Here is a 22,710-nt window from a genome sequence, read left to right on the forward strand (position 1 = left end):
ACTAAAGCACCTAGTTGAAGAGGAGATGTTCGATGGACAATTTCGAAGAGGCGTTCAAGGCTCTGATCGGCAATGAAGGCGGTTACTCCTTCAATCCGCATGACCCTGGCGGTGAAACAATGTGGGGCGTCACGGCGCGCGTGGCACGCAGCGCCGGTTATACCGGCGCCATGAAAGACCTGCCGCTGGAAACCGCCAGACAGATCGCCAAACAGAAGTATTGGGATCCTCTGCATCTCGACGAACTCGATCCGCGTGTGGCCTTCCAGATATTCGACGCCAATTACAACGGCGGTCTGGTGGTGTTGTGGATGCAAAAAGCTTCCGGCGCGAAAGAAGACGGCAAGTTCGGCCCGGACACACTCGATGCGGTCAAAAGCGCGGACCCGCTGAAGTTCGTCATGCGCTTCGCCGCTTATCGCTTGCGTTACCTGCGCAATCTGCACGCCTGGCCCAATTTCAGCCGTGGATGGACCGAAAGAATGGCCGCTAATCTTCTCCTGGGAGCAGCATGATGGACTGGTCTAAAGTAGCGTCGAACATCGGCAGCAGCGCGCCGCTTCTCGCCGGCCTCGTGGGTGGTCCGATCGGCGTGGGCGTGACGGCCGCCGCCGCGATCATTTCGCATGCACTCGGCACGCCGAGCGATCCCGGCGTCGTGGAACTCGCGTTGAACGATCCCACCGCACTGGAGAAAGTGCGGCAAGCCGAAAGTGCGAACTCGTTGCAATTGCAACAACTGATGGTCAGCGCCGCCCAGGCGAGCCTCGCGCACGAAAGCGATATGGCGCGCATCCAGGCCGCCGATCGGGCCGACGCGCGCGCCATGGGAATCAGCAATAAGGACTGGGTGCCCAAAGTCCTTGCGATGGCGGTCACTGCCGGCTTCTTCGGCATTCTATTGCTCATGGCTTTCCAGCCGCTGCCGGGCACGAACAAGGATCTCGTCAACGTGATCGTCGGCGCATTGGGTACGGCGTGGATCAGCATCATCGGCTACTACTTCGGCACGTCGGTGGGATCGATGCGAAAGACCGAGTTGCTCGCCAAGCCCAGCGTTCCCATCACACCGGACAGCGCCGTCACGCTTCGCGAGCCCGCAACGGCTTCGGCGGCGCGTCCACAAGCAGCGCAGGGTCCGTCGCACAGCGAGGTATTCCAGCAATTCTCGCCGGGTGGACAGGGTCCGATTTTCTCGGGCAGTTGATTGGCGCTTCGTTCAAGAACCAGACGATGCACGCGACGAGTGAACGGCTCGCCGCGTGCATCGTCGCGCGTTTCTCGCCCGCGGAATTCCGGCTGGTTGTCTCAAATTTAGCAACAAACATTACCTCAAACGGGGATTACTCTATCCAGGTCGCAAAACTACAATCCAATCACTGAATACGAACAAGAACGTTCGTAGCAAGATAAAACCGAATTGGAGGTAGTTCATCATGAAATCGCTCATTCAAGCCGTTGTTATCGCCGCTGTACTGGCCGCTCCTGTTGCTTCGTTTGCGCAGTCCAACCAGCCGGTGACCCGCGCTCAAGTGCGTGCCGAACTGATTCAACTCGAAAAGGCAGGCTATCAGCCCGGCCTCGCCGACCCGTACTACCCCGCCGACATCCAGGCCGCAGAAGCCCGCGTCGCTCGTGAGAACGGCACCGCACAGGCAGCGGAAAGTGGTTACGGTGGTGTGGTGAGTGGCGCCTCGCAAGCGGGCAGCCCGGTTCAAGCGAACGGCCCGAAGTCGATTTACTTCGGCAACTAAGCGGCGTCGCGCGGTAATCAAGCAGTAACCCGACCGTAACCAGCCATTCGGCGAGTCGAACTGCACTAGCGCCAAGTTTTGCGCGGCGATTGACCGCCTCGCGCACCAGTAACCGGTGCGCAATGATTCAAAACGAACTGGCCCGCGACCGAGTATCCGATCGCGGGCCAGTGGTGTATTGGTTACCTCCGTCATCGGGCTCCCGATGGCTTCGCCTGGACCCTTCACGGTCCGGGCGCTTTTTATTGGCGCCTTGTTCGGCAGCGCCTTTGTCAGTATCGAAACGGCGCCCGCAATGGCGGACTACGTGCCGGTTTCAGATAGTGGGTCCGGTGACCCGCGTCAGTCGCGTGCGACCAGATCGCCCACTTGACCGCGCCCGGTGACGAGACAGCTCGAGAGGAAATTCTCGCCCTGACTGCTGGCCCCGATGTCTCCAAAGCCTTTTTTCAGCGCGTTCGATTTGACCAGCTCAGCCCCCTGGTGACACGTTATTGTCCCGATCTCTCCCGCTTGCGCACGCATCAGCGCCCTATCTGCCATCAGATAGCCTAGCAACAGCACTACGGCAATATTGAACGCTTGTCTCATGGTTCGCCTCCTCTTTTGAAGAGACTAACGCGAACCATGGATACACGGTCCTAGGGGTTTCCCGATCGATGGCTATTCCATGATGCAGATTAAATCAGGTCACGCTTTCACGCAGTCCGTTATACGGCGTGGATCGATCCGGTCTTGCCCGTAGAAAATGGAACTCCTGAATGCTTCGCTGACACACCGCGTGTTCCATCACCCTCATAGCCGGGCTTCGATCTGCCTGATTCGCTGTTCGATGGCATTGCGCACCAGCGCATTCGAAGGCACCAGCAACAGCGACGACGCGATGATCTGATACACCCTATTGCGTCGCACCTTGGATACTTTCTGCGGATCGAGCCAGGCGCTGTTGTCCGCGAGCAGGATCAACGTCTCGAGACCGATCAGAATCGGCCACAAACATGCGAGCCGCAAACGCACGGAAAACGCGGGAATCGCTAGCGTGTAATCGAGGGCTTCGCGGAAATGATCGAGTGTCTTGCGCAGAAGTTCGACCATCAGCGGCCGGGCACGCACCGAATTGGCCGGCAGCAGCAGATCCTGCGCGCTTAGGCCATATTGGTCGAGCAGGGTCTGCGGCAAATAACAACGGCCAATTCGCAAATCCTTGCCGCAATCGCGCAACACGTTGGTCATTTGCAGCGCCTTGCCGAACCGCACGCCGCGCCGTGCCATCGTCTCGGGCCGCTCCTTCAGCGTGCCTGGCATGTGCGCGTAGGTCATGGTGGTCCAGAATTCGCCGACGCAGCCCGCCACCAGATACGTATAGCGGTCGAGTTCGTCGTATTCGCGCAGCGACGCGATCTGACCGGAACGTTCGTCGGGGAAGGTGCGAAGATCGAACTCCATGCCTTCGGTCAGCGTCGAGACGATCTCGCGCACGGCCTTGCGATCCGATTCGCTCAGCTGCGACAACACATCGAGCGCAGGGCCGAGCGATTCGAGCAGCACTTTCTCGTCCGACTGGATCTGCTGCCCCGCCACTTCGGCGGCCATGCGCTGGAACAGCGCGCCGTCGTCGGTTGCGCCATTCACCTGAGCACGCAGCGACAACAGCAAGGCGAGGCGTTGTTCCGGCGAGATCAGCGAGGTGTCCGCAATCGTATCGGCCGCGCGTGCCAGCAGGTAGGCGAGTCCGATCGGATCGCGCATCCCGACGGGCAGCACGCGCAGGGTGAGATAGAAGGAGCGTGAAACGCCTTTCAGGAGCGGGCCAAGAAGGAAGGCCCGGGTCGGATTCGGCATGGATGGGATCAGGTCGGTATTGGGCAAAAAAACAGGCAAAAATCAGGCGCTGCCGAATTGTATACGGCGAAGCGCCTCTGCCGTGCGCAGTGGACCTGCACTGCTACCCACCAACGCTTTTAGGTGTCGTTCTGAAGCCCCAGCAGGCCGACCGCGTTCTGCTTGAGAATCAAAGGCTGCACCTCTTCCCTGAAACCGACCTGCCTGAAATCCTCCAGCCAGCGGTCCGGCTGGATCAGCGGAAAATCCGAACCGAACAGCATCTTGCGCTTGAGCACCGTATTGGCGTGGCGAATCAGCTCGGGCGAGAAATATTTCGGCGACCAGCCGGACAGGTCGATATAGACGTTGGGCTTATGCAATGCGATCGACAACGCCTGCTCCTGCCACGGCCACGACGGATGCGCGATCACGATGTTCATATCGGGGAAATCCGCCGCGACGTCGTCGAGATGAATCGGCTCCGAATATTTCAGGCGCAGTCCGCCGCCGCCTCGCATGCCCGACCCCATGCCGGAATGGCCGCTGTGAAAAACCGCCGTGAGCCGATGTTCGGCGATCAGTTCGTAGAGCGGATAAGCAAGCCGGTCGTTGGCGAAAAACGCCTGCATCGTGGGATGAAACTTGAAACCGCGCACACCGTATTCCTCGATCAGCTTGCGCGCCTCACGCACTCCCATCTTGCCCTTGTGCGGATCGATACTCGCGAAGGCAATCATGATGTCGCTGTTTTTCTGCGCGAATTCGGCGATCTCCTCGTTTGGGATGCGCCGCCGTCCGAGGTTCGCTTCGCAGTCCACGGTGAACATCACGAAGCCGATCTTGCGCTCGCGATAGTGTTCGATGGTCTCGGGAATCGTCGGCCGCCGGCCGAGTTTCAGCACGGTGCCGAAGTACTTGTCGGCGGCATCGTCCAATTCCTTGCCGAACAGATCCGGCGGCTGGCAGCACGAAACTTCCGCGTGCACGTGAGTGTCGATTGCGACGAGTTGGTCGAGATTCATCTAGCCTTTCCTGTCTGATCCTGCGGCGCACGCGTCACGTCGCGCCGCATGCACTCGCGACGATCACCGCGGGATCGCGCTGTGCCGCGTCATACATCGCCTCGACGAGCGCGGCGCGATGCGTCAACACCGCGCGTTGATTGATCGAGCCTTTGTCGGTGATCTCACCGAGATCGAGCGACGGCGCGACGTCCATGAGCCGCAGCCGCGCAATGGTGGTCGCGCCGCCCGTGGCACCGCGATTGAGCGTGTCGAGCAGAGCCGCGAAGTGCGCGCGCACGGTGGGTGCTTCGACCACCTCTTGCGCGCTCGCCGAAACGGGCAAACGAGCCAGCCGCTTGCAATCGTCGAGACGTGGGAAGACCAGCAGCCCCACATCGTCGCGATTCATGCCGGCGACCACCACGTCCTGCACATACGGTGCGCCTTCAGAAATCACGCGCGCCCGCATCGGGCCGACGCTCACGAAAGTGCCCGAACTCAGCTTGAAGTCCTCGGCAATGCGCCCATCGAACAACAACCCAAGTTCCGGTTGCGCCATGTCGACAAAGCGCAGTGCGTCGCCGCTGCGGAAGTAGCCTTCTTCGTCGAAGACGTTCTCCAACTCGGCCGCGTCGGCACGCCAGTACCCGGCCATGACGTGCGGCCCGCGATAACGCGCCTCGAGCTTGTCGCCGACCGGCGCGAGTTTGACTTCGCAACCATGCGCGGGCAGGCCCACATAGCCCGCGCGCATGATCGGCCCCGTGGTGAACAGACACGACGGCGACGTCTCCGTCATACCAAGTCCGGCCATGATGCGTATCCGCTCGCCGCAATACGTCTCAGTGACGCGTTCGAGCCTGTCCCACGCCGCTTGCGACAAGCCGGCACCGGAGAAGAAATACACCTTCACGCGCGAGAAAAAAGTCTCGCGCAATTGCTCGTCGCGCTCCAGCGCGATCGCCAGTTCCTCCCAACCCTTCGGCACGTTGAAGTAGATGGTCGGGGCGATCTCGCGCAGATTGCGCAGCGTTTCCTCGAACTTGCCGTTGACCGGTTTGCCGTCGTCGATATAGAGCGTGCCACCGTTGTAGAGCGCGATGCCCACGTTATGACTGCCGCCGAACGTATGATTCCACGGCAGCCAGTCGACCAGCACCGGTGGCTCCTTCGCGAACTCGGGGAACGTTTCGAGCAGCATCTGCTGGTTGCTGCATAGCATGCGGTGGGTGGTCGGCACCGCTTTCGGCAGTTTGGTCGAACCCGAGGTGAAAAGGAATTTGGCGATCGCGTCCGGGCTTACCGTGGCGTGAACTGAGTCGACCGTAGTGGGCGTTGTGTTCAGCAGGTCGCCGAACGAAGTCAAGCTACGCGCGGTCCGCTGTTCTCGTGGCAAGTTGGCGGCAATTACTTCGACATCGGCCGGCACGACCGCCTCGATTGCCTTGGCGAACGTATCGTAGCTGCTTGCAAACACGAGACCTGGCGTCAGCAGGTCGATCGTATGGCGCAGCTTGCCGAAGTCGCCGGAAGCAAGCGCATAGGCCGGCGAAATCGCGGCATAGGGAACGCCGGCCCACATTGCGCCGAGCGCAAGTTGCAGATGTTCGAGATCGTTGCCCGACAGAATCACGATGGGCCGTTCAGCGGAAAGTTCGCGCGCGAGGAGCGCCTGGCCGATTGCGCGAGCGCTTTGCAACGCCTTTGCGTAGCTCAGGCCGATCCATTGACCGTCGCTGCCGCGACGCGCCGCGAGCCATCGGTCGGGATGCGCTTGCGCGCCGCTCGCGAGCCGTTCCGTCATACGTTGCGGATGCCCGCCGAGCGGTTCTGCCGCGCGCAGATACCACGTGTCGCCCTGGCGCTGCGTGTGCAATGATGAAGCGCCGATCGTCGTCGCCCGGTAGCGCATCGGCGCACCGGGGGTATTCGGTTGTATCGGCTCGGAATGCAAAGCCTGTCTCCTATCGATCAGAGTGGAAATCGCGATCGCAACGATCAAATCGGATAGTGCCGCGGTCCGGTTTGAATCGTGATCCAACGCAGATCCGTGAACTCGGCAATCGACGCCTTGCTGCCGAATCGCCCGTAGCCGCTTTTCTTCACGCCGCCGAACGGCATCTGCGCTTCATCGTGCACGGTCGGACCGTTGATATGGCAGATGCCCGATTCAATGCGCTTCGCGACGTTCAACGCGCGCGACACATCGCGACTGAATACCGCTGCTGAGAGTCCATATTCGCTGTCGTTGGCGATTCGAATCGCTTCTTCGTCACCATCCACGCGTTGCACCGTCACCACCGGCCCGAACGATTCTTCCGCATACAGCTTCATTGCAGGCGTAATGCCGTCGACAATCACCGGTTGCATCACAGCGCCTTCGACCGTGCAGCCGACCGGCAACCGCGCGCCCTTCTCATGCGCGTCTTCGATCAACGCCTTGATACGCCGCGCGGCAGCCGCGCTTTCGAGCACACCGAGTACGGAATCCGCAGCGGCCGGGTCGCCGGCTTTCAGGCTTCGCGCTTTCGCCGCGAGTTTCTCCACCAGCGCATCCGCAATCTTCCGGTCGACGATCACGCGCTCCGTCGACATGCAAATCTGCCCCTGGTTGAAAAACGCGCCGAACGCGATGCCTGCGACGGCCGCATCCGGATCGGCATCGCCGAGCACCACGACCGGCGCCTTGCCGCCGAGTTCGAGCAACGCCGGCTTCAGATGCAGCGCCGCATGCTGCGCGACGATGCGCCCCACTCGCGTCGATCCGGTGAAATTCACCCGACGTACCGCCGGATGCGCAATCAGCCGCTCCACGATCGCCGGCGCGTCTTCGGCGGAATGCGTGATCACGTTGACGACGCCATCGCCGAGCCCGGCTTCCTGCAGCACGCTGCCGATCAACCGATGCACGCCCGGACAACCTTCTGATGCCTTGAGCACGGCCGTGTTGCCGCACGCGAGCGGCATCGCAATGGCCCGCGTGCCGAGAATCACCGGCGCGTTCCACGGCGCCATGCCGAGCACCACGCCGCATGGCTGGCGCACCGCCATCGCGAGACTACCCGGCACGTCGGACGGAATCACGTCGCCGTCGATCTGCGTGGTCATGGCCGCGGCTTCGCGCAGCATGTTGGCGGCCAGCATGACGTTGAAGCCGTACCAGTTCGGCATTGCGCCCGTTTCGGCGACGCCGGTTTCGATGAACTGCGCGGTGCGGGCGTCCATCAGATCCGCTGCCGCCAGCAAACGCTTGCGACGCTCGGTCGGTGCCAGCGCCGACCAGGCCGGAAAGGCCCGCGCGGCCGCTTCAACCGCGGCGTCGGCATCGGCCAACGTGGCCGCCGCCGCACGCGAAGCAGTCTGGCCGCTCGCGGGATTGATCCGCTCGAACGTCTTGCCGTCCGATGCGCCGCGGCTTTCGCCGCCGATCAACAAAGTCACTTCATGCATGTCCGTCGTCTCCTCGCTGTCTCTCTCGCTGCATCACTCACCGTAGTGCGTGAACCGAAGTCCACGCCGATGCGACCGATTAGCGCTTGTACGTTTGCAGACCGGGCTTGATCGCCTTGTCGTCGAGGAACTGCTTGAGGCCCTGTTCGCGGCCGCCTTCGGGATCGCGCAATTGCGCCTGATCGAGCTTGGCGTACAGATAGTCTTCGTTCTGATCCCACGTCAGTTCGCGGCAACGCTTGAAACCCTGCTTGGCGGCTCGCAACACCACCGGATTCTTCTCGAGCAGTTTGCCGGCGAGCGCACGCGTAGCTTCGCGCAGCTCGGCGCGCGGCACGCTCTTGTTGACGAGGCCCATCTGCGCCGCTTCCTGCCCGGTGAACGTCTCGCCCGTCATGATGTAATACAGCGCCTGACGATGCCCGACGGTATCGGCCATTGCTTTGCTCACCAGGTTGCCCGGCGGAATGCCCCAGTTGATTTCGGAGAGGCCGAACACGGCTTCGTCGGCGGCAATCGCGAGGTCGCACGCCACCAGCGGCGAGAATCCGCCACCGAAGCACCAGCCATTGACCATCGCGATGGTCGGCTTCGCGTACATGCGCAGCAGTTGCCATTGCCACCGGCACGCGTCGCGGCGAATCTTTTCCTGCAGGATTTCGGGGCCCGCGTCGACTTCGCGGAAATATTCCTTCAGGTCCATGCCGGCAGTCCACGCGTCGCCTTCGCCGGTGAGTACCAGAACCTGGGCTTCCGCGTCCAGCTCAACGGCTTCGAGCACCTCGATCATTTCCTTGTTCAGCGTGGGGCTCATCGCGTTGCGCTTCTCAGGTCGATTGAACGAGACCCATGCGATTCCTTCCACGACATCGACCTTGACGGTTTTCCAACGGCCTTCATAACTCATCTGCTTTCTCCGTGAACGTTGGCCGCGACCGCGGCCTGATGAACACATTTAATATCAGGCTGCCTGATATGTAAAGTGGAAAATCGCCCGCTCGGTGCAAACCCCTAGCGGCGGAATTTCCGTCGAGGCGCGCTAAGATGCGGGATAGACCGAACCTTCTGCCCACGATGAGCAAAAATCAAAACTCGCCTGCCGAGCCGACCGCCACACGCACTCGCCGTTCCAGCCTGCGCCTGACCTATGTGATCGGCAGTCTCGACCGCATCCTGCGGCGCCGTATGACCGAAGCGCTCGCGCCGCTCGGCCTGACGCTCGCGCAATTCACCGCGCTTTCCGTGCTCGAAGCCAAAGGGCAAGCATCCAACGCACAGGTCGCCGAGCGTTCCTTCATCACGCCGCAGTCGGCCAATGAGGTGATGAATGCGATGGCAAGCCGCAACTGGGTAAGCCGCGAACCGGACCCGACGCACGGCCGCATCGTGCTGCTGCGACTGACGGACGAAGGGCGCGCCGTGTTGCGCGAATGCGAGCAGGCCGTCAAGGCCATCGAGAAGCAGATGATGGAAGGCATCGAACTCGACGCCGCCGGCGCGGTGCAGACCCACCTCGAAACTTTCGTTCGTAATCTGCGCGGCTAGATCCGCTGGCCGCCTCGCCGAATTGCTAGGTGTTTTCACCGAACAATTTGCGCTTGTGTTATCAGCCTACCTGATATTAAATCCAGTCCACGATGCGGCGTGTGGAGACGCGCCGCATCGCCTCGAAGCAAATGCACCGTCGTCTGGCCATCGAAACGATGCGCCGCGCGCGGCGGTGATTGCTGCGCTGCTGCAGGGTATTCCATCGTGGCCTCGACGATGATCTGACGCCCGCATGCCAAACCCGTCTGGCATGCACGACGGCGACTCGGCATCTGCTGACTTCCAGCGAAACCGGAAAACCACGCCATTTAATAAGGATCACTAACGTGAAAAGAGCCGGAACATTGAATTCGACCGAAGGCACTGCGCTACCGGCAACGTCCAGCCGGACAGGCGCCTTCGTCACCCTCGGATTGTGTTTTGCGATTGCCCTGCTCGAAGGGCTCGACCTGCAGTCGGTCGGCGTCGCCGCGCCGCGCATGGCGCGCGAGTTCGGCCTCTCGGTCGCGCAGATGGGCCTGGCGTTCAGCGCCGGCACCTTCGGCCTGCTGCCTGGCGCGATGTTCGGCGGGCGGCTCGCCGACCGCATCGGCCGCAAGCGCGTGCTCGTGATCTCCGCCTGCCTGTTCGGCCTGCTGTCGATCATGACCGCGCTAGTGAGCGACTTTCACACGCTCGTGATTGTGCGGCTGCTGACAGGTATCGGACTCGGTGGCGCATTGCCGAACCTGATCGCGTTGTCGTCGGAAGCGGTCGAGCCGCGTGCGCGCAGCACCGCCGTGAGTGTGATGTATTGCGGCATTCCGTTCGGTGGTGTGATCGCGTCGGTGATCGGCGTGCTAAGTGCGGGCGACACCGAGTGGCGCCACATCTTCTACGTCGGCGGCGCGGGACCGCTGGTGCTGGTGCCACTGCTGCTCGTGTTTCTCGCGGATTCGAAGGCGTTCACGCAAGCATCGCGCGATGGCCACGCCAAACCGGCACCGGTCGGTGAAATCCTGTTCGGCGGCACACGTGGCCTCTCCACCGTGCAGATCTGGGTCAGCTACTTCTGCACGCTGATCGTCCTCTACTTCCTGCTCAACTGGCTGCCCTCTTTGATGGCGGCAAGCGGTCTGACGCGCGCGCAGGTCGGCTACGTGCAGATCTTTTTCAACATCGGCGGCGGCATCGGCGCGTTGTGCATCGGCATGTTGATGGACCGCATGCGCTCGGGCGTGGTGGTGGCGGGCATGTATGTCGGGATCATCGCGTCGCTCGCGGCGCTTTCGATGGCGCCCGGCTTCGGCGCGCTGGCGGCCTCGGCCTTCTTCGCGGGGATGTTCGTGATCGGCGGCCAATCGGTGCTGTATGCGCTGTCCGCTGCGTTTTATCCGACGGCCATGCGCGGCACCGGCGTCGGCGCGGCGGTGGCGGTGGGCCGCGTCGGCTCGGTGGTCGGGCCGCTGGCCGCGGGTCAATTGCTGGCGATGGGGCGCAGTTCATCGACCGTAATCGGCGCAAGCATTCCCGTCACGCTGATCGCCGCAGCAGCCGCGCTGCTCCTGCTACGCCGCCCGCGCGCCGACGACTGACCGTCCGCACAAAAAATTCAACAACAACACACACATTCATTCAACGGTTCGGAGACACCCTTCATGCAAGCATCCGCACGTCTTTTACTCTGCGGCGCACTGTGCACCGTCAACGGCGCCGCAGCGGCCCAATCGAGCGTGACGCTCTACGGCATTGTCGATACCGGCATCGAATACGTTTCGCACGCGAACGCCGCGGGCAAGAGCGTGTTCCGCATGCCGTCGGTCACGGGCGAATTGCCTTCGCGCTGGGGGCTGCGCGGCAATGAAGACCTGGGTGGCGGCTATAGCGCGGTCTTCACGCTGGAAAGTGGCTTCAATGTGCGAGCCGGTGACCTCGGCCAGGGCGGGCGGCTGTTCGGCCGTCAGGCATTCGTCGGTATCAAGAGCCCATACGGCACGGTCTCGTTCGGCCGCCAGTACACGATGACGTACCTCGCGCTGATGGGCGCGGACCTGATCGGCCCGGACATCTATGGTCTGGGCTCGCTCGACGCCTATGTGCCCAACGCCCGCGCCGACAACTCGGTGGTCTACCTCGGCAGTTATGCGGGCGTGACGCTCGGCGCGAATTACTCGTTCGGCCGCGATTCCGCCGGCACCGGCAACTCGCCGGGCCAGGGCACGTGCACCGGTTCGGTCGCCGGACAGGCAACCCAATGCCGCGAATGGTCAGTCATGCTGAAGTACGACGCGCCGCTCTTCGGCGTCGCGGCGTCGTATGAAGAGCAGCGTGGCGGCAGCACCGCGGCGGCGAACTTCTTCGACGGCATCGCGCCGACTCCGCTCACCAGCGCCGGCGACAAGGACATCCGCGCGCATGTGAGCGCCTACGCGAATCTCGGCAAGGCAAAACTCGGCGTGGGATGGCTCAACCGCCGCGTCGAGCCGGCGGCGGACACGATTGCGAGCGTGCGCTCGAATCTGTTCTTCGTCGCCGCGTCGTACTACGTGACGCCTGCCTTCATCGTCGACGGCGAGGTCTATCACATCACCAATAGCGAGCACGACACCCGCGCCACGATGGGCACCCTGCGCACCACCTATCTGCTTTCGAAGCGCACCGCTGTCTACGCCCAAGGTTCGTACCTCGGCAACAGCGCGAAAGCGCGCTACTCGGTCAGCGCCGGCGGCGGCGGCACGACGCCCGCGGCAGGCACCGGCCAGACCGGCGTGATGGTCGGCGTTCGTCATTCGTTCTAGGAGACACTGCATGAAATGCACCTCTATCGCGCTCGCAGCGGCTGCGGCGCTCACACTAGCCGCGTGCGGCGGCAACGATCTCGGCAGCAGCGCGGGCACCAGCGCCAACACCGCCGCGTTGCCGCAACTGAGCGCCGCCACGCCTGGCACGCTCGCCGGCAATTGCGCGGCGCTCGCCGCGAAGCTCACATTCGCCAATACGGTCTTCACCACGGTGACGGACATCGCGGCAGGCACGCTGAAAGTAGCCGGCAAACCGATCGCCGAACACTGTCTGATTCAAGGCAGCATGAATCAACGCGTCAGCAGTGTCGACGGCAAGACCTACGCGATCGGCTTCGAAATGCGCCTGCCGATCGCATGGAACGGGCGTTTCTTCTATCAGGCCAACGGTGGCCTCGACGGCAACGTGGTCACGGCCACCGGCGAGATCGGCGGCGGCGGTCCCACGAGCGACGCGCTCAATATGGGCTTCGCGGTCATCAGCTCGGATGCGGGGCACAGCTCGGCGCAAAATCCGCTGTTCGGTCTCGACCCGCAAGCGCGCATCGACTACGGCTACAACGCAGTCGCCACGCTCACGCCGATGGCCAAGCAGGTCATCAAGCTCGCTTACGGCAAGGCACCGGACCGCAGCTACTTCGACGGCTGCTCCAACGGTGGACGTCATGCAATGGTCGCGGCGGCACGCTCGTCGGCGGAATATGACGGCATCATTGCGGGCGATCCGGGCTTTCATCTGCCGAAGGCGGCCGTCGGCGAAATGTGGAGCGCGCAGCAGCTCGCGAAAGTGGCGACCGCGACAACGTCGAACGGCCTGCCCGATATCACAACCGGCTTTACCGCGGCAGAACGTCAAATGGTGGCGTCGAAAATACTGGCCAAGTGCGACGCGCTCGACGGCGCCAGCGACGGCCTCATTCAGGATATCAAGGCATGCCAGGCAAATTTCAGCCTCGCCACCGATGTCCCGACCTGCACGAACAACGTGCGCGACGGCACGTGTTTGACGGGCGCGCAAAAGGACGCCATCGGCAATGTGTTCTCCGGCGCGCGCAACAGCGCAGGCACAGCCCTGTATGCGAGCTTCCCATACGACGCCGGACTCGGCCCGGGCTGGTCGGCATGGAAGCAGGCCAACTCGATCACACTCGATCCGGCCGCAGCCGCCTTCACCTTCACCACGCCACCGCAAAGCGCTTCCGTGTTGAGCCAGTTGTCGGCGTACGCGCTGAACTTCAGCATGGACACCGACGCGCCGAAGATCTTCGCCACCAGCGGCACGTATAGCGAGTCGGCGTGGTCCTTCATGACGCCGCCCGACGAAACCAACCTGAGCGCATTGAAGCAGCGCGGAGCGAAGCTGATGGTTTATCACGGCACGAGCGACCCGGTGTTTTCATCGAACGACACGACTGACTGGTATCAGCGGCTCACGACGGCAAACGGCGGCGACGCTTCTAACTTCGCCCGTCTTTACACCATTGCCGGCATGAACCACTGCAGCGGTGGACCGAGCACCGACCAGTTCGACATGCTCACGCCGCTCGTCGCGTGGGTCGAACAGGGCAAAGCGCCGGACAGCGTGGTCGCCACCGCGCGCGACGCGAGCAATGTCGTGCCGAACACGGACGTGCCTGCCGGTTGGGGCGCGGGACGCACGCGGCCACTTTGCGCGTATCCGAAAGTGGCGCGCTATCAGGGCGGCGACGTCAACGCCGCGAGTAGTTTCGTTTGTAGTTGAATCGAAAGCGGGTTGTCGGCCCGCCTCGCTGTAAGCGCCTCGCGCATGCGGTGCACCTTTGCACGAATTGCATGCGCGAGGCGTTGTCTGAATCTCCCTCTGCTTACATCGCGTTGAAAAGTTCGCCGCCACTCCGGCGGTCGGCAACGCGCCACTCCACTGCCTCGAACGACCGCGAACCGCACGCCTGCGTGCCGTTCGCCAAGCGCGTCGCCGCCAGGTAGAATCCCCTGCATCTCATGCCGACGCGCAGCATTGCCGCCCCGGAGCGGGAACGCGGCTTGCTAATTAGAGGAGTTGAGCAATAGACGATTCCTTACGAGCCGTCGCTTCTCCGCACTTTGAAATGACACTTCGACAATGACTAACCACGAATCTCAGACATCTTCCCGATCCAACGTGGAAACGGGCGTCCCCGGTCTCGACGAGATCCTGGGCGGAGGTCTGGTCCGCGGCGGCGTGTACCTGCTGGAAGGCATGGCCGGCGCCGGCAAGACGATTCTGTCGAGCCAGATTGGTTTTCATCGTGTAAGCCAGGGCGAGAAGGTGCTGTACATGACCTTGATCGCCGAATCGCACGACAAGCTGTTGGGTCATCTCAAGGGCCTGAGCTTTTTCGACGAGAAAGCGGTCGCCCAGCAGATGCTGTTCGTGTCCGGCTATCACGAACTGATGCAGGACGGTCTCGACGGCTTCCTCAAGCTGATTGCCTCGAGCATTTACGATTACCGCCCGAGCCTGATGATCATCGACGGCTTTCGTAGCGCGCGTGAATTCAGCGAGACCGAGCTGTCGCTGTCCAAGTTCATCCATGAGTTGAATGCGCTGGTCGCGGCGATGGATTGCACGACCTTGCTGCTTGCCCCGCTCTCCGGCAACGAACCGCATCCGGAACATACGCTGGTCGATGGCCTGATCGAGCTGAACCGATTCAACGACGGCATGCGCCGCGCGCGCGAAATCGAAGTCCACAAGATGCGCGCGCGCAATCATCTGATGGGCAAGCATTTCTTCCGCATTGCCGAAAGCGGGCTCCTGATGTTCCCGCGCCTGGAAGCGCAATCTGCTCTGCCGCCGGGTCCGGTCGATCTGAAAGCGCGTCTCGGCTTCGGCCTTCCGCATCTCGACGGCCTGCTCGGCGGCGGCTTTGCGCAAGGCTCCACGACCACGCTGATCGGGCCGTCGGGCGTCGGCAAGACGTTGCTCTGTCTGCAATTTCTCGCGGCCGGCGTCGCGCGCGGCGAACGCTGCGTGTACCTTGGCTTTTACGAAGGGCCGCAGCGGCTGATCGGCAAAGCGGAGGCCGTGTCGATCGGACTGACGGACGCGCACGAGGACGGCCGGCTCGTGATCCAGTGGCAACCGGCCATTGAACTGGCCGTCGACGAACTCGCGGCCACCGCGCTCGCCACGGCCAAGAAGATCGGCGCGTCGCGCATCGTCATCGACGGGGTAGAAGGTTTCCGCGATTCCGCGTTGCGCACCGAGCGCTTTGGCCTGTTCCTGAATGCGCTGCTGCACCAGCTTCGCGAGGCCTGCGTCACCACGCTCCTTACAGAAGAGTTGCCGCTTTACGCCGACCCCGGCCACGCGAAGAGCGTGCGGGTTTCGGCCCTGACCGAGAACCTCGTGCTGCTGCGTTACGCCGAAACGGAAGCGGGTCTGCGGCGCATGATTTCCGTGGTCAAGCAGCGTGAAAGCGCCCACGACACTTCGTTGCGCGAGCTTGTGATTTCGTCTCAAGGCCTCGACGTGAGCGAAAACTCGGGGAGCCCCGCCAGCCTGTATTCGGCGGCCGGCCTGACGGCCACGCTGCCGCCGCGACGAAACACCTAGCCGCCCATGAAAACCATTCTGGTCGTGGACGACGAGTTCGACATCCTGACAGTCTGGCGGCTGTTGCTGGAGCGGCACGGCTACACCGTGCTGACGGCGTCGAACGGGGCCGCCGCGCTCGAGCAGATACGCAAGACCCGGCCCGACATCATCGTGTCGGACTGCATGATGCCGGTCATGTCAGGGCTGCAACTGTGCGCGGCGTTGAACGCCGATCCTGATCTGCGTGCCATTCCGATCATTCTGTGCAGCGCGGCCGCCGATATCCCCGTGCAACCGAATCCCGTCATCGAATACGCGCGCAAGCCGCTTTCGTTCGACACGCTGCTGGCCATGCTTCAACGCATGGCCACGTAAAGCAGCGAACCGCCCACGCGGCGGACGGGCGGGCGCGCTTGCTGCGCCAACGCCCGTCCGCAAGCGACTTTCCCCTCTCTCCAGGTAAAAACCCGGATTCCTGACGTCGGCCGCACGGACTAATCTCGCCACACTCATTAAACAGAACGTCGTTCTTTCTAACAGAACGACGCTGACGAAAGACACCCGAAGGAGGATTTCATGGCAAGCCTGCCGATCGACACGCCCGGCGCGTCGCCCCATTCAAGCGCCGGCGCGCCGGAGCCCACGCCCGGCGTCAACGCGCGCATCGACCGCCTGCCCGCGACGCGTGCCGTGTGGATGCTGGTTTTCCTGCTGTCCATCGGCGGCTGGTTCGAGTTCTACGATCTGTTTTTCACCGCGTACGTCGGCCCCGGCCTCGTCAAAAGCGGTGTCTACTCGACAACGACCGCGTCGTTCTTCGGCGTGTCCGGACTCGGCGCGTTCGTGGCGGCGTCGTTTGCCGGGCTTTTCGTCGGCACGTTCTTTCTGGCGGGCATGGCCGACCGCTACGGCCGCAAGACGGTGTTCACTATTTCGCTGCTGTGGTACTCCGCCGCGACGCTAATCATGGCGCTGCAAAGCACGGCGCCGGCCATCAATCTGTGGCGTCTGATTGCCGGCATCGGCGTGGGCGTCGAGCTGGTGACGATCGATACGTACGTCAGCGAACTCGTGCCGAAACATTTGCGTGGCCGTGCCTTTGCGTTCGTTCATCTGGTGCAGTACACCGCGGTGCCGTCGGTCGCGTTTCTCGCGTGGTGGCTGGTGCCCCTCACGCCGTTCGGACTCGACGGCTGGCGCTGGGTCGTGATCATCGGCGCGTTGGGCGCGGTGGTGGTGTGGGCAATTCGCCGACGCGTGCCGGAAAGCCCGCGCTGGCTCGCGCAGCAAGGCCGCGCCGCCGAAGCCGAGCAAGTGCTGCAGGCGCTGGAAGCGAAAGTCGCCGCGCAATACGGCAAACCTCTGCCGCCCGCCGTGCCGACTGTCGAACCGGCGACCACCAAGGCCGCCTTCCGCGAAATCTGGCAGCCGCCGTATCGCAAACGCGCGATCACCATGCTCGTCTTCAATCTGTTCCAGGCGATCGGTTTCTACGGCTTCGCCTCGTGGGTGCCGACGCTGCTCGTCTCCAAAGGCGTGACGATCACGCACAGTCTGCTGTACTCGTTCGTGATTGCGGTTTCGAATCCGTTCGGGCCGCTGATCGGCATGGCGATCGCGGACCGCATCGAACGGAAGACGTTGATCGTGTTGTCGGCGCTCGGCATTGCCGTGTTCGGCAGCCTGTTCGCGACGCAAACCTCGCCCGCCATGCTGATGACGCTCGGCGTGCTGATCACACTGAGCGGCACGCTGCTCTCGGTCGGCTATCACGCGTATCAGACCGAACTCTTCCCGACGCGTTTGCGGGCGCGCGCCGTCGGCTTCGTCTACTCGATGTCGCGCCTGTCGGCGATGTTCTCCGGCTTCATGATCGCGTTCGCGCTGCGTCACTTCGGTGTAAGCGGTGTGTTCGCGCTGATCAGCGCGTCGATGGTGATGGTGATGGGCGCAATCGGCATCTTCGGACCGCGGACCAACCATCGCAATCTCGACGAAATTTCGCATTGAACTGCGTCGCATCGTATTTTGAACAAGAGGCTTTAAAGATGACGCTGCCGTTGGCTGGAGTCCGCGTACTGGACTTATCGAATGTATTGGCCGGGCCGTTTTGCGCGTATCAACTCGCGTTGCTCGGCGCTGAAGTGATCAAGGTCGAACACCCGGAAGGCGGCGATCTGGCGCGGCGCCTCGGCGCCGACAAGGACGCGTCGGCGCGCAATATGGGCGCCTCGTTCGTCGCTGTGAACGCGGGCAAGCAGTCGCTTACGCTCAATCTGAAAGACCCGCGCGGCAAGGCGATTTTGCGCGAGCTCGTCGAAACCGCGGACGTGCTGGTCGAAAATTTCCGGCCCGGCGTGATGACGCGTCTCGGCCTCGATTTCGAGGCGCTGCGCGAGGTCAATCCGAAGCTCGTGTATTGCGCGATCTCCGGCTTCGGCATGGACGGCGAGTTTTCAAAGCGCCCTGCTTACGACCAGATCATTCAGGGCATCTCCGGCGTGATGAGCGTGACCGGCGATGCCGACAGCGCACCGTTGCGCGTCGGCTATCCGGTGTCGGACACAGTGGGCGGTCTCACCGCGGCGTTCGGCATTTGCGCCGCGTTGCTCGACGCGCGCGCCACGGGACACGGCCGCATGCTCGACGTGTCGATGCTCGAAGCCACGCTCGCAACCATGGGCTGGGTCGTCTCGAACTTCCTGAACGCCGGCGTCACGCCGACGCCAATGGGCAACGAGAACTTCACCGCCGCGCCGTCGGGCACTTTCAAAACCGGCGACGGCCCGCTCAATATCGCCGCCAACGAAAACAAACAGTTCGCGAGCTTGTGTCAGTTAATCGGCCGCGCCGATCTGCTCGACGATCCGCGTTTTTCCGAGCGCAACGCCCGCAAGCTGAATCGCGCGGCATTGAAAGCGGAGATCGAAGCGGCACTCGCGCACGATAGCGCCGCGAACTGGGAAGCGCGTTTCTTCGAAGCCGGCGTGCCGGCTGGCCGCGTGATGTCGGTGCCGGAGATTCTCGCGCATCCGCATCTGGAGTCGCGCGGCTTCATCCGCGAATTTGCCGCCGACGCCAACACGGACCGCCAGCGCGTGACCCGCGCGGGTTTTCGTCTGCACGACGCGGACACGGCGCCGAGCACGCCCGCGCCGGTTCTCTCGGCTCACACGCATGAACAACTCGCCGCGCTCGGTTACGACGACGCACACATCGACCAACTACGCGCCGAAGGAGTGATCTGAACATGACGCAAGCATTCGACGCAGCGAAGCTTGCTGCCGATTATTGGAGCACGTCGATCATCGACATTCATCCGGGCTCGATCAACGTGCGCGGGTTCCCGATTCAGGAGCTGATCGGCAACATCAGCTTTCCGCAGATGATCTGGCTGATGCTGCGCGGCGAACTGCCCGACGCCGCGCAAGCGCGTTTGTTCGAAGCGGCGCTGGTGTCGTCGGTGGATCATGGCCCGCATGCGCCATCGATTGCGATCTCGCGGATTGCGACCAGTTGCGGCTTGCCGCTGAACGGCGCGATGGCCTCGGCGATCAACGCGCTCGACGACGTGCATGGCGGCGCCGGTCAGCAGGCGGTCGAACTGTACGACTCGATCGATGCGCGCATGCAAGCCGGCACCACGTTGGAAAACGCCGTCGAACAAGGTGTGGATGCCTTCATCGCGGCGCACGGCAAATATCTGCCGGGCTTCGGGCATCGTTTTCATCCGGTCGATCCGCGTGCGCCGCGGCTTCTCGCGCTAGTGGACGAGAATGTCCGCGCGCAGCGTATCAGCGGACGCTATGCCGCGATCGCACGCGGCATTGAAGCGCTGCTCATGAACCGCAAAAGCAAGCCCGTGCCGATGAATATCGACGGCGCCACCGCGGTGATCTACGCCGAACTCGGCTTTGCGCCCGAGTTGGCGCGTGGTGTGTTCTGCCTGTCACGCGCGGTCGGTATTCTCTCGCATGCATGGGAACAGCGCGGACGCAAAGAGCGCAACAAAGGTCCGATGCCGCGCCAGATGGCCTACACGTACACCGGCAAGCCCGAGCGGCATTTGCCTTGAGCTATTTGCCTTGAGCTATTTGCCCTGAGCTATTTGCCCTGAGCTATTTGCCCTGAGCTACTTGTCCTGAACTTCGGCCGCGCGCCGCTGCGCGTTGCGCATGGCGCGCGAATCGCCGCCCAAGGCGTCGGTGGCGCGCGCGGCGCAATCGAACAGCGCGCCGAGATTGCGTTCGAGAAACGCGTGATCGATACGCGAGCTCGGACCGGCCAGCGTCACCACGCCACGCAGGCTTTGGCGCACGCCGAATACCGGCATGGAAATACCCGCCGTCTCCCGGTCGCGTTCGCCGATCGACACACAGTAGAAGTCCTCGCGAATCTTCTCGTACGGTGCGCCCGGCATGCCGTCGAAGGCGAGCAATGCGTGGCCGCCCGAGCCGCTTTCCAGCGGCAGCACGTCGCCTTCGCGCACGTGAAAGCGCACCGCGTGCTTCGAATCCACGCGATGCAAACACACCCGCACCGCTTCGTCGCGCACATAGAACGACACGCTTTCGCCGCTGATTTCGGCGAGTTCGCGCATGAGCGGCACCAGAATATCGCCGAGGTTCAGGCTGCGCTGATACAGGGCGCCCAGCATGAAAGTGGCGGAACCGAGCTGATAGCGGCCGTCGTCGAGACGCAGCAGCAAGCGATGCTGGATCAGCGAGCCCGCGAGCCGCAACAACGTGCTCTTGTAAAGCCCCGTGCGCGCCGCCAGTTCGGCGAGCGTGAGCGCGTCATCGTCCGGCCGGAAGGCGAACAGAATGGCGCAAGCACGATCGATGACGGCAACACCCTCGCTTTCCTTCGTGTTCGATTTGTCCGCAGGCGTTGGCATGGGTGGCATGACTTCATAGGGAAGCGGAAATTTTACGCCATGACGCCGGGCTGTCATACCCGCCACGGGCGCTTCGGCGCCGATTCCGCGCGGAATCCGGAGCATGAGCGCAAACCACGGCGCAAACGCCCACCGAATACGGCACGTCTCATCTTGAGACGATCGCGCGATTTGTTGAGCGCGCCCAGCATTCAGCGTTTGGCCGCCGGCTTTTACAGTACGTCATCGATCGTGCGAAGCCGCAACAGCGGAGCGCGACACAACTTTCGGAGGATCGGTGATGAACAACAAGCGTGGGACGATTCCAGTTGCCTTCTTCGGGATCGCGGTGGGCGCACTGGCGTTCGCCAATCTGTGGCGCGTGGCAATCAAGCTCTGGCACCTGCCCGCCGCCGTAGGCGACTTGATGACAGTGGCCGCGCTCGTCGTGTGGCTCGTGATTCTGGTGGCATACGGGCAAAAATGGCTGACGCATGCCGCCGAAGCGTGCGCGGAAATGCAGCATCCGGTGCAATCGTCGTTTGCGGCGCTCGGCCCCGTCTCCAGCCTGCTGGCCGCGCAGCTTCTGCAACCGTACGCGCATACGTTGGCGCTTTCGTTGTTCGGCGTGGCCGTGCTCGCGCAACTGGCGCTCGGCATGTATTTGCATGGACGGCTCTGGCAGGGCGGCCGCAAGCCTGAACTGGTGACGCCCGCCATTTATCTGCCGACCGTGGCGCCGAGCTTCGTAGCCGGCACGGCTTCGGCCGCCTTCGGTTTCCATCAGCTGGGCGCGTTGTTTTTCGGCGCGGGTTTGCTGTCGTGGCTCGCGATCGAATCGCTGATCCTGCACCGCGCCGCCGTGCATGAACCGCTGCCCGACGCATTGCGCCCGGTGCTCGGCATCCAGCTTGCGCCGCCGGTGGTGGGTGGCGTGACCTATCTGAGCCTGAGCAGCGGCGCGCCTGACCTGCTCGCCCTCGTGCTGCTCGGTTATGGCTTGTACCAGGCTCTGCTGCTCCTGCGTTTGCTGCCGTGGATTCGCCAACAGGCTTTCGTGCCGGCTTATTGGGCCTTCAGCTTCGGCGTCGCCGCCCTGCCGACGATGGCGCTTCGGATGGTCGAACGAGGCGCGACGGGTCCGGTTGAATGGGCCGCGCCGGTTCTGTTCATCGCGGCGAATGTGATCATCGCGATTCTGGCGGTGAAGACGTTGGGCTTGCTGGTGCGCGGCAAGCTGATTCCCGCCACCGCGGCTATCGGTGCCCTGCCCGCACCGCGGACATCCACCGATTCACGTATCGCACGGGCCAGCTAGACTGCCCAAACCGCTTCAGCGAGGCGCCCCGCGTCTCGCTGAAGCGCATCAACGCAACGCCATCACGATCAACGCCGCGCCGACGATCGCCACAGCATCTTCGATCAACGCCGCCGGCTGGTCCCGCCCGATCGCACGCGCCATCGCGCCGCGGACTCTCGCGCCGCCCACGGTGCCGATCACAACGCCAATCAATCCCGCGATCAACCCGTTCCCCACTCCGCCATGCGCCGCACCGATCGCCGCACCGCTCAATCCGCCGAGCACGAGACGCGCGCCGAATTGCATCGGCACGGTACGGCTAGGGGTTTTCGGCAGTTGATCGGTGATCAGTTCGACGATGGCCAGCACCGTGAAGATATACGGCGTGGCGGTGAAGCCGAGAAATGCCAACGGGGTGTCTTGCAGCGGCAACCAGCCCAGATGCGCCGCCCAACTGACCGCGGCAGGCGCGGTCATCGCGCGAAGACCCGCCACGACGCCGATCAGCAATGCCAAAACATAGACAGACATGGGGGACTCCGAATCAAGGACAACGATGCGTGGTTGAACAAGCCGACGGCTTACCTGGACGAACGTCGGCAGAAGGTGTCGAGC

General features: G+C 63.0%; 21 protein-coding genes. 13 read left to right on the forward strand and 8 right to left on the reverse strand.

Annotated features, from left to right (window positions below):
- Window positions 1-32 precede the first annotated feature (32 nt).
- From P0D96_RS16200 to P0D96_RS16210, 3 genes are all read left to right on the forward strand, one after another.
- Entirely contained in the window at window positions 33-515 is a 483-nt protein-coding gene (locus P0D96_RS16200) for a glycoside hydrolase family 108 protein (RefSeq protein WP_408283916.1), read from the forward strand.
- Window positions 515-1,207, forward strand: coding sequence for a hypothetical protein (locus P0D96_RS16205; RefSeq protein WP_132379484.1), 693 nt, complete (start codon window positions 515-517; stop codon window positions 1,205-1,207). The genes P0D96_RS16200 and P0D96_RS16205 overlap by 1 nt, the downstream gene beginning before the upstream one ends.
- A gap of 229 nt (window positions 1,208-1,436) precedes the next feature.
- Window positions 1,437-1,754 carry a DUF4148 domain-containing protein gene (locus P0D96_RS16210; protein ID WP_132378815.1) on the forward strand — a complete coding sequence of 106 codons (318 nt, stop codon included), beginning with the start codon at window positions 1,437-1,439 and terminating at the stop codon, window positions 1,752-1,754.
- Between the two features lie 342 nt (window positions 1,755-2,096).
- Here the strand turns inward: P0D96_RS16210 and P0D96_RS16215 are convergent, their stop codons facing one another.
- The 6 genes from P0D96_RS16215 to P0D96_RS16240 form a co-directional block, all read right to left on the reverse strand.
- A complete protein-coding gene (locus tag P0D96_RS16215; protein ID WP_408314300.1) occupies window positions 2,097-2,345 on the reverse strand; it encodes a hypothetical protein in 249 nt (82 codons plus the stop codon).
- Window positions 2,346-2,549: 204 nt separating this feature from the next.
- A complete protein-coding gene (locus P0D96_RS16220; RefSeq protein WP_408314302.1) occupies window positions 2,550-3,596 on the reverse strand; it encodes a phytoene/squalene synthase family protein in 1,047 nt (348 codons plus the stop codon).
- 119 nt (window positions 3,597-3,715) lie between these two features.
- On the reverse strand, window positions 3,716-4,600 hold the full coding sequence (locus tag P0D96_RS16225; protein WP_408314304.1) for an amidohydrolase family protein: 885 nt from the start codon (window positions 4,598-4,600) through the stop codon (window positions 3,716-3,718).
- 34 nt (window positions 4,601-4,634) lie between these two features.
- Window positions 4,635-6,536, reverse strand: coding sequence for a feruloyl-CoA synthase (locus P0D96_RS16230; protein ID WP_408314305.1), 1,902 nt, complete (start codon window positions 6,534-6,536; stop codon window positions 4,635-4,637).
- A 44-nt stretch (window positions 6,537-6,580) separates the two neighbouring features.
- Entirely contained in the window at window positions 6,581-8,032 is a 1,452-nt protein-coding gene (locus P0D96_RS16235; RefSeq protein WP_408314307.1) for an aldehyde dehydrogenase, read from the reverse strand.
- A gap of 79 nt (window positions 8,033-8,111) precedes the next feature.
- Window positions 8,112-8,939: a p-hydroxycinnamoyl CoA hydratase/lyase gene (locus tag P0D96_RS16240; protein ID WP_408283929.1), complete on the reverse strand. Its 828-nt coding sequence runs from the start codon at window positions 8,937-8,939 to the stop codon at window positions 8,112-8,114.
- Between the two features lie 167 nt (window positions 8,940-9,106).
- Here P0D96_RS16240 and P0D96_RS16245 point away from each other — a divergent pair, with 167 nt between their 5' ends.
- The 9 genes from P0D96_RS16245 (at window position 9,107) to P0D96_RS16285 (ending at window position 19,994) form a co-directional block, all read left to right on the forward strand.
- Window positions 9,107-9,577: a MarR family winged helix-turn-helix transcriptional regulator gene (locus P0D96_RS16245; protein ID WP_408314309.1), complete on the forward strand. Its 471-nt coding sequence runs from the start codon at window positions 9,107-9,109 to the stop codon at window positions 9,575-9,577.
- A 347-nt stretch (window positions 9,578-9,924) separates the two neighbouring features.
- Window positions 9,925-11,154, forward strand: a complete 1,230-nt coding sequence (mhpT, locus tag P0D96_RS16250) for a 3-(3-hydroxy-phenyl)propionate transporter MhpT (protein WP_408314378.1) — start codon at window positions 9,925-9,927, stop codon at window positions 11,152-11,154.
- Between the two features lie 63 nt (window positions 11,155-11,217).
- The gene (locus P0D96_RS16255; RefSeq protein ID WP_408314311.1) at window positions 11,218-12,357 is read left to right on the forward strand and encodes a porin; all 1,140 of its coding nucleotides are present in this window, start codon (window positions 11,218-11,220) and stop codon (window positions 12,355-12,357) included.
- Window positions 12,358-12,367: 10 nt separating this feature from the next.
- Window positions 12,368-14,101 carry a tannase/feruloyl esterase family alpha/beta hydrolase gene (locus P0D96_RS16260; protein WP_408314313.1) on the forward strand — a complete coding sequence of 578 codons (1,734 nt, stop codon included), beginning with the start codon at window positions 12,368-12,370 and terminating at the stop codon, window positions 14,099-14,101.
- Window positions 14,102-14,461: 360 nt separating this feature from the next.
- Window positions 14,462-15,937, forward strand: coding sequence for an ATPase domain-containing protein (locus tag P0D96_RS16265; protein ID WP_408314315.1), 1,476 nt, complete (start codon window positions 14,462-14,464; stop codon window positions 15,935-15,937).
- A 6-nt stretch (window positions 15,938-15,943) separates the two neighbouring features.
- Window positions 15,944-16,294: a response regulator gene (locus P0D96_RS16270; protein WP_408177269.1), complete on the forward strand. Its 351-nt coding sequence runs from the start codon at window positions 15,944-15,946 to the stop codon at window positions 16,292-16,294.
- Between the two features lie 201 nt (window positions 16,295-16,495).
- On the forward strand, window positions 16,496-17,929 hold the full coding sequence (locus P0D96_RS16275) for an MFS transporter (protein WP_408314316.1): 1,434 nt from the start codon (window positions 16,496-16,498) through the stop codon (window positions 17,927-17,929).
- 38 nt (window positions 17,930-17,967) lie between these two features.
- Complete coding sequence (locus tag P0D96_RS16280) at window positions 17,968-19,167, forward strand: CaiB/BaiF CoA transferase family protein (RefSeq protein ID WP_408314318.1); 1,200 nt, start codon at window positions 17,968-17,970, stop codon at window positions 19,165-19,167.
- A 2-nt stretch (window positions 19,168-19,169) separates the two neighbouring features.
- On the forward strand, window positions 19,170-19,994 hold the full coding sequence (locus P0D96_RS16285) for a citryl-CoA lyase (RefSeq protein ID WP_408314320.1): 825 nt from the start codon (window positions 19,170-19,172) through the stop codon (window positions 19,992-19,994).
- Window positions 19,995-20,051: 57 nt separating this feature from the next.
- Here the strand turns inward: P0D96_RS16285 and P0D96_RS16290 are convergent, their stop codons facing one another.
- The gene (locus P0D96_RS16290; RefSeq protein ID WP_132378845.1) at window positions 20,052-20,816 is read right to left on the reverse strand and encodes an IclR family transcriptional regulator; all 765 of its coding nucleotides are present in this window, start codon (window positions 20,814-20,816) and stop codon (window positions 20,052-20,054) included.
- 280 nt (window positions 20,817-21,096) lie between these two features.
- Here P0D96_RS16290 and tehA point away from each other — a divergent pair, with 280 nt between their 5' ends.
- Window positions 21,097-22,113, forward strand: a complete 1,017-nt coding sequence (gene tehA / locus P0D96_RS16295) for a dicarboxylate transporter/tellurite-resistance protein TehA (protein WP_408314322.1) — start codon at window positions 21,097-21,099, stop codon at window positions 22,111-22,113.
- A gap of 48 nt (window positions 22,114-22,161) precedes the next feature.
- Here the strand turns inward: tehA and P0D96_RS16300 are convergent, their stop codons facing one another.
- Entirely contained in the window at window positions 22,162-22,626 is a 465-nt protein-coding gene (locus P0D96_RS16300; RefSeq protein WP_408314323.1) for a DUF4126 domain-containing protein, read from the reverse strand.
- Window positions 22,627-22,710 lie beyond the last annotated feature (84 nt).

Source organism: Paraburkholderia sp. RL17-347-BIC-D, assembly GCF_046027915.1.
In the GTDB taxonomy this organism is placed as follows: domain Bacteria; phylum Pseudomonadota; class Gammaproteobacteria; order Burkholderiales; family Burkholderiaceae; genus Paraburkholderia.

Bases quoted from the DNA above. Each gene is read 5' to 3' on its own strand.
- P0D96_RS16200 (WP_408283916.1), top strand. From the start codon at position 33: ATGGACAATTTCGAAGAGGCGTTCAAGGCTCTGATCGGCAATGAAGGC.
- P0D96_RS16205 (WP_132379484.1), top strand. From the start codon at position 515: ATGGACTGGTCTAAAGTAGCGTCGAACATCGGCAGCAGCGCGCCGCTT.
- P0D96_RS16210 (WP_132378815.1), top strand. From the start codon at position 1,437: ATGAAATCGCTCATTCAAGCCGTTGTTATCGCCGCTGTACTGGCCGCT.
- P0D96_RS16215 (WP_408314300.1), bottom strand. From the start codon at position 2,345: ATGAGACAAGCGTTCAATATTGCCGTAGTGCTGTTGCTAGGCTATCTG.
- P0D96_RS16220 (WP_408314302.1), bottom strand. From the start codon at position 3,596: ATGCCGAATCCGACCCGGGCCTTCCTTCTTGGCCCGCTCCTGAAAGGC.
- P0D96_RS16225 (WP_408314304.1), bottom strand. From the start codon at position 4,600: ATGAATCTCGACCAACTCGTCGCAATCGACACTCACGTGCACGCGGAA.
- P0D96_RS16235 (WP_408314307.1), bottom strand. From the start codon at position 8,032: ATGCATGAAGTGACTTTGTTGATCGGCGGCGAAAGCCGCGGCGCATCG.
- P0D96_RS16240 (WP_408283929.1), bottom strand. From the start codon at position 8,939: ATGAGTTATGAAGGCCGTTGGAAAACCGTCAAGGTCGATGTCGTGGAA.
- P0D96_RS16245 (WP_408314309.1), top strand. From the start codon at position 9,107: ATGAGCAAAAATCAAAACTCGCCTGCCGAGCCGACCGCCACACGCACT.
- P0D96_RS16255 (WP_408314311.1), top strand. From the start codon at position 11,218: ATGCAAGCATCCGCACGTCTTTTACTCTGCGGCGCACTGTGCACCGTC.
- P0D96_RS16260 (WP_408314313.1), top strand. From the start codon at position 12,368: ATGAAATGCACCTCTATCGCGCTCGCAGCGGCTGCGGCGCTCACACTA.
- P0D96_RS16265 (WP_408314315.1), top strand. From the start codon at position 14,462: ATGACTAACCACGAATCTCAGACATCTTCCCGATCCAACGTGGAAACG.
- P0D96_RS16270 (WP_408177269.1), top strand. From the start codon at position 15,944: ATGAAAACCATTCTGGTCGTGGACGACGAGTTCGACATCCTGACAGTC.
- P0D96_RS16275 (WP_408314316.1), top strand. From the start codon at position 16,496: ATGGCAAGCCTGCCGATCGACACGCCCGGCGCGTCGCCCCATTCAAGC.
- P0D96_RS16280 (WP_408314318.1), top strand. From the start codon at position 17,968: ATGACGCTGCCGTTGGCTGGAGTCCGCGTACTGGACTTATCGAATGTA.
- P0D96_RS16285 (WP_408314320.1), top strand. From the start codon at position 19,170: ATGACGCAAGCATTCGACGCAGCGAAGCTTGCTGCCGATTATTGGAGC.
- P0D96_RS16290 (WP_132378845.1), bottom strand. From the start codon at position 20,816: ATGCCAACGCCTGCGGACAAATCGAACACGAAGGAAAGCGAGGGTGTT.
- tehA (WP_408314322.1), top strand. From the start codon at position 21,097: ATGAACAACAAGCGTGGGACGATTCCAGTTGCCTTCTTCGGGATCGCG.
- P0D96_RS16300 (WP_408314323.1), bottom strand. From the start codon at position 22,626: ATGTCTGTCTATGTTTTGGCATTGCTGATCGGCGTCGTGGCGGGTCTT.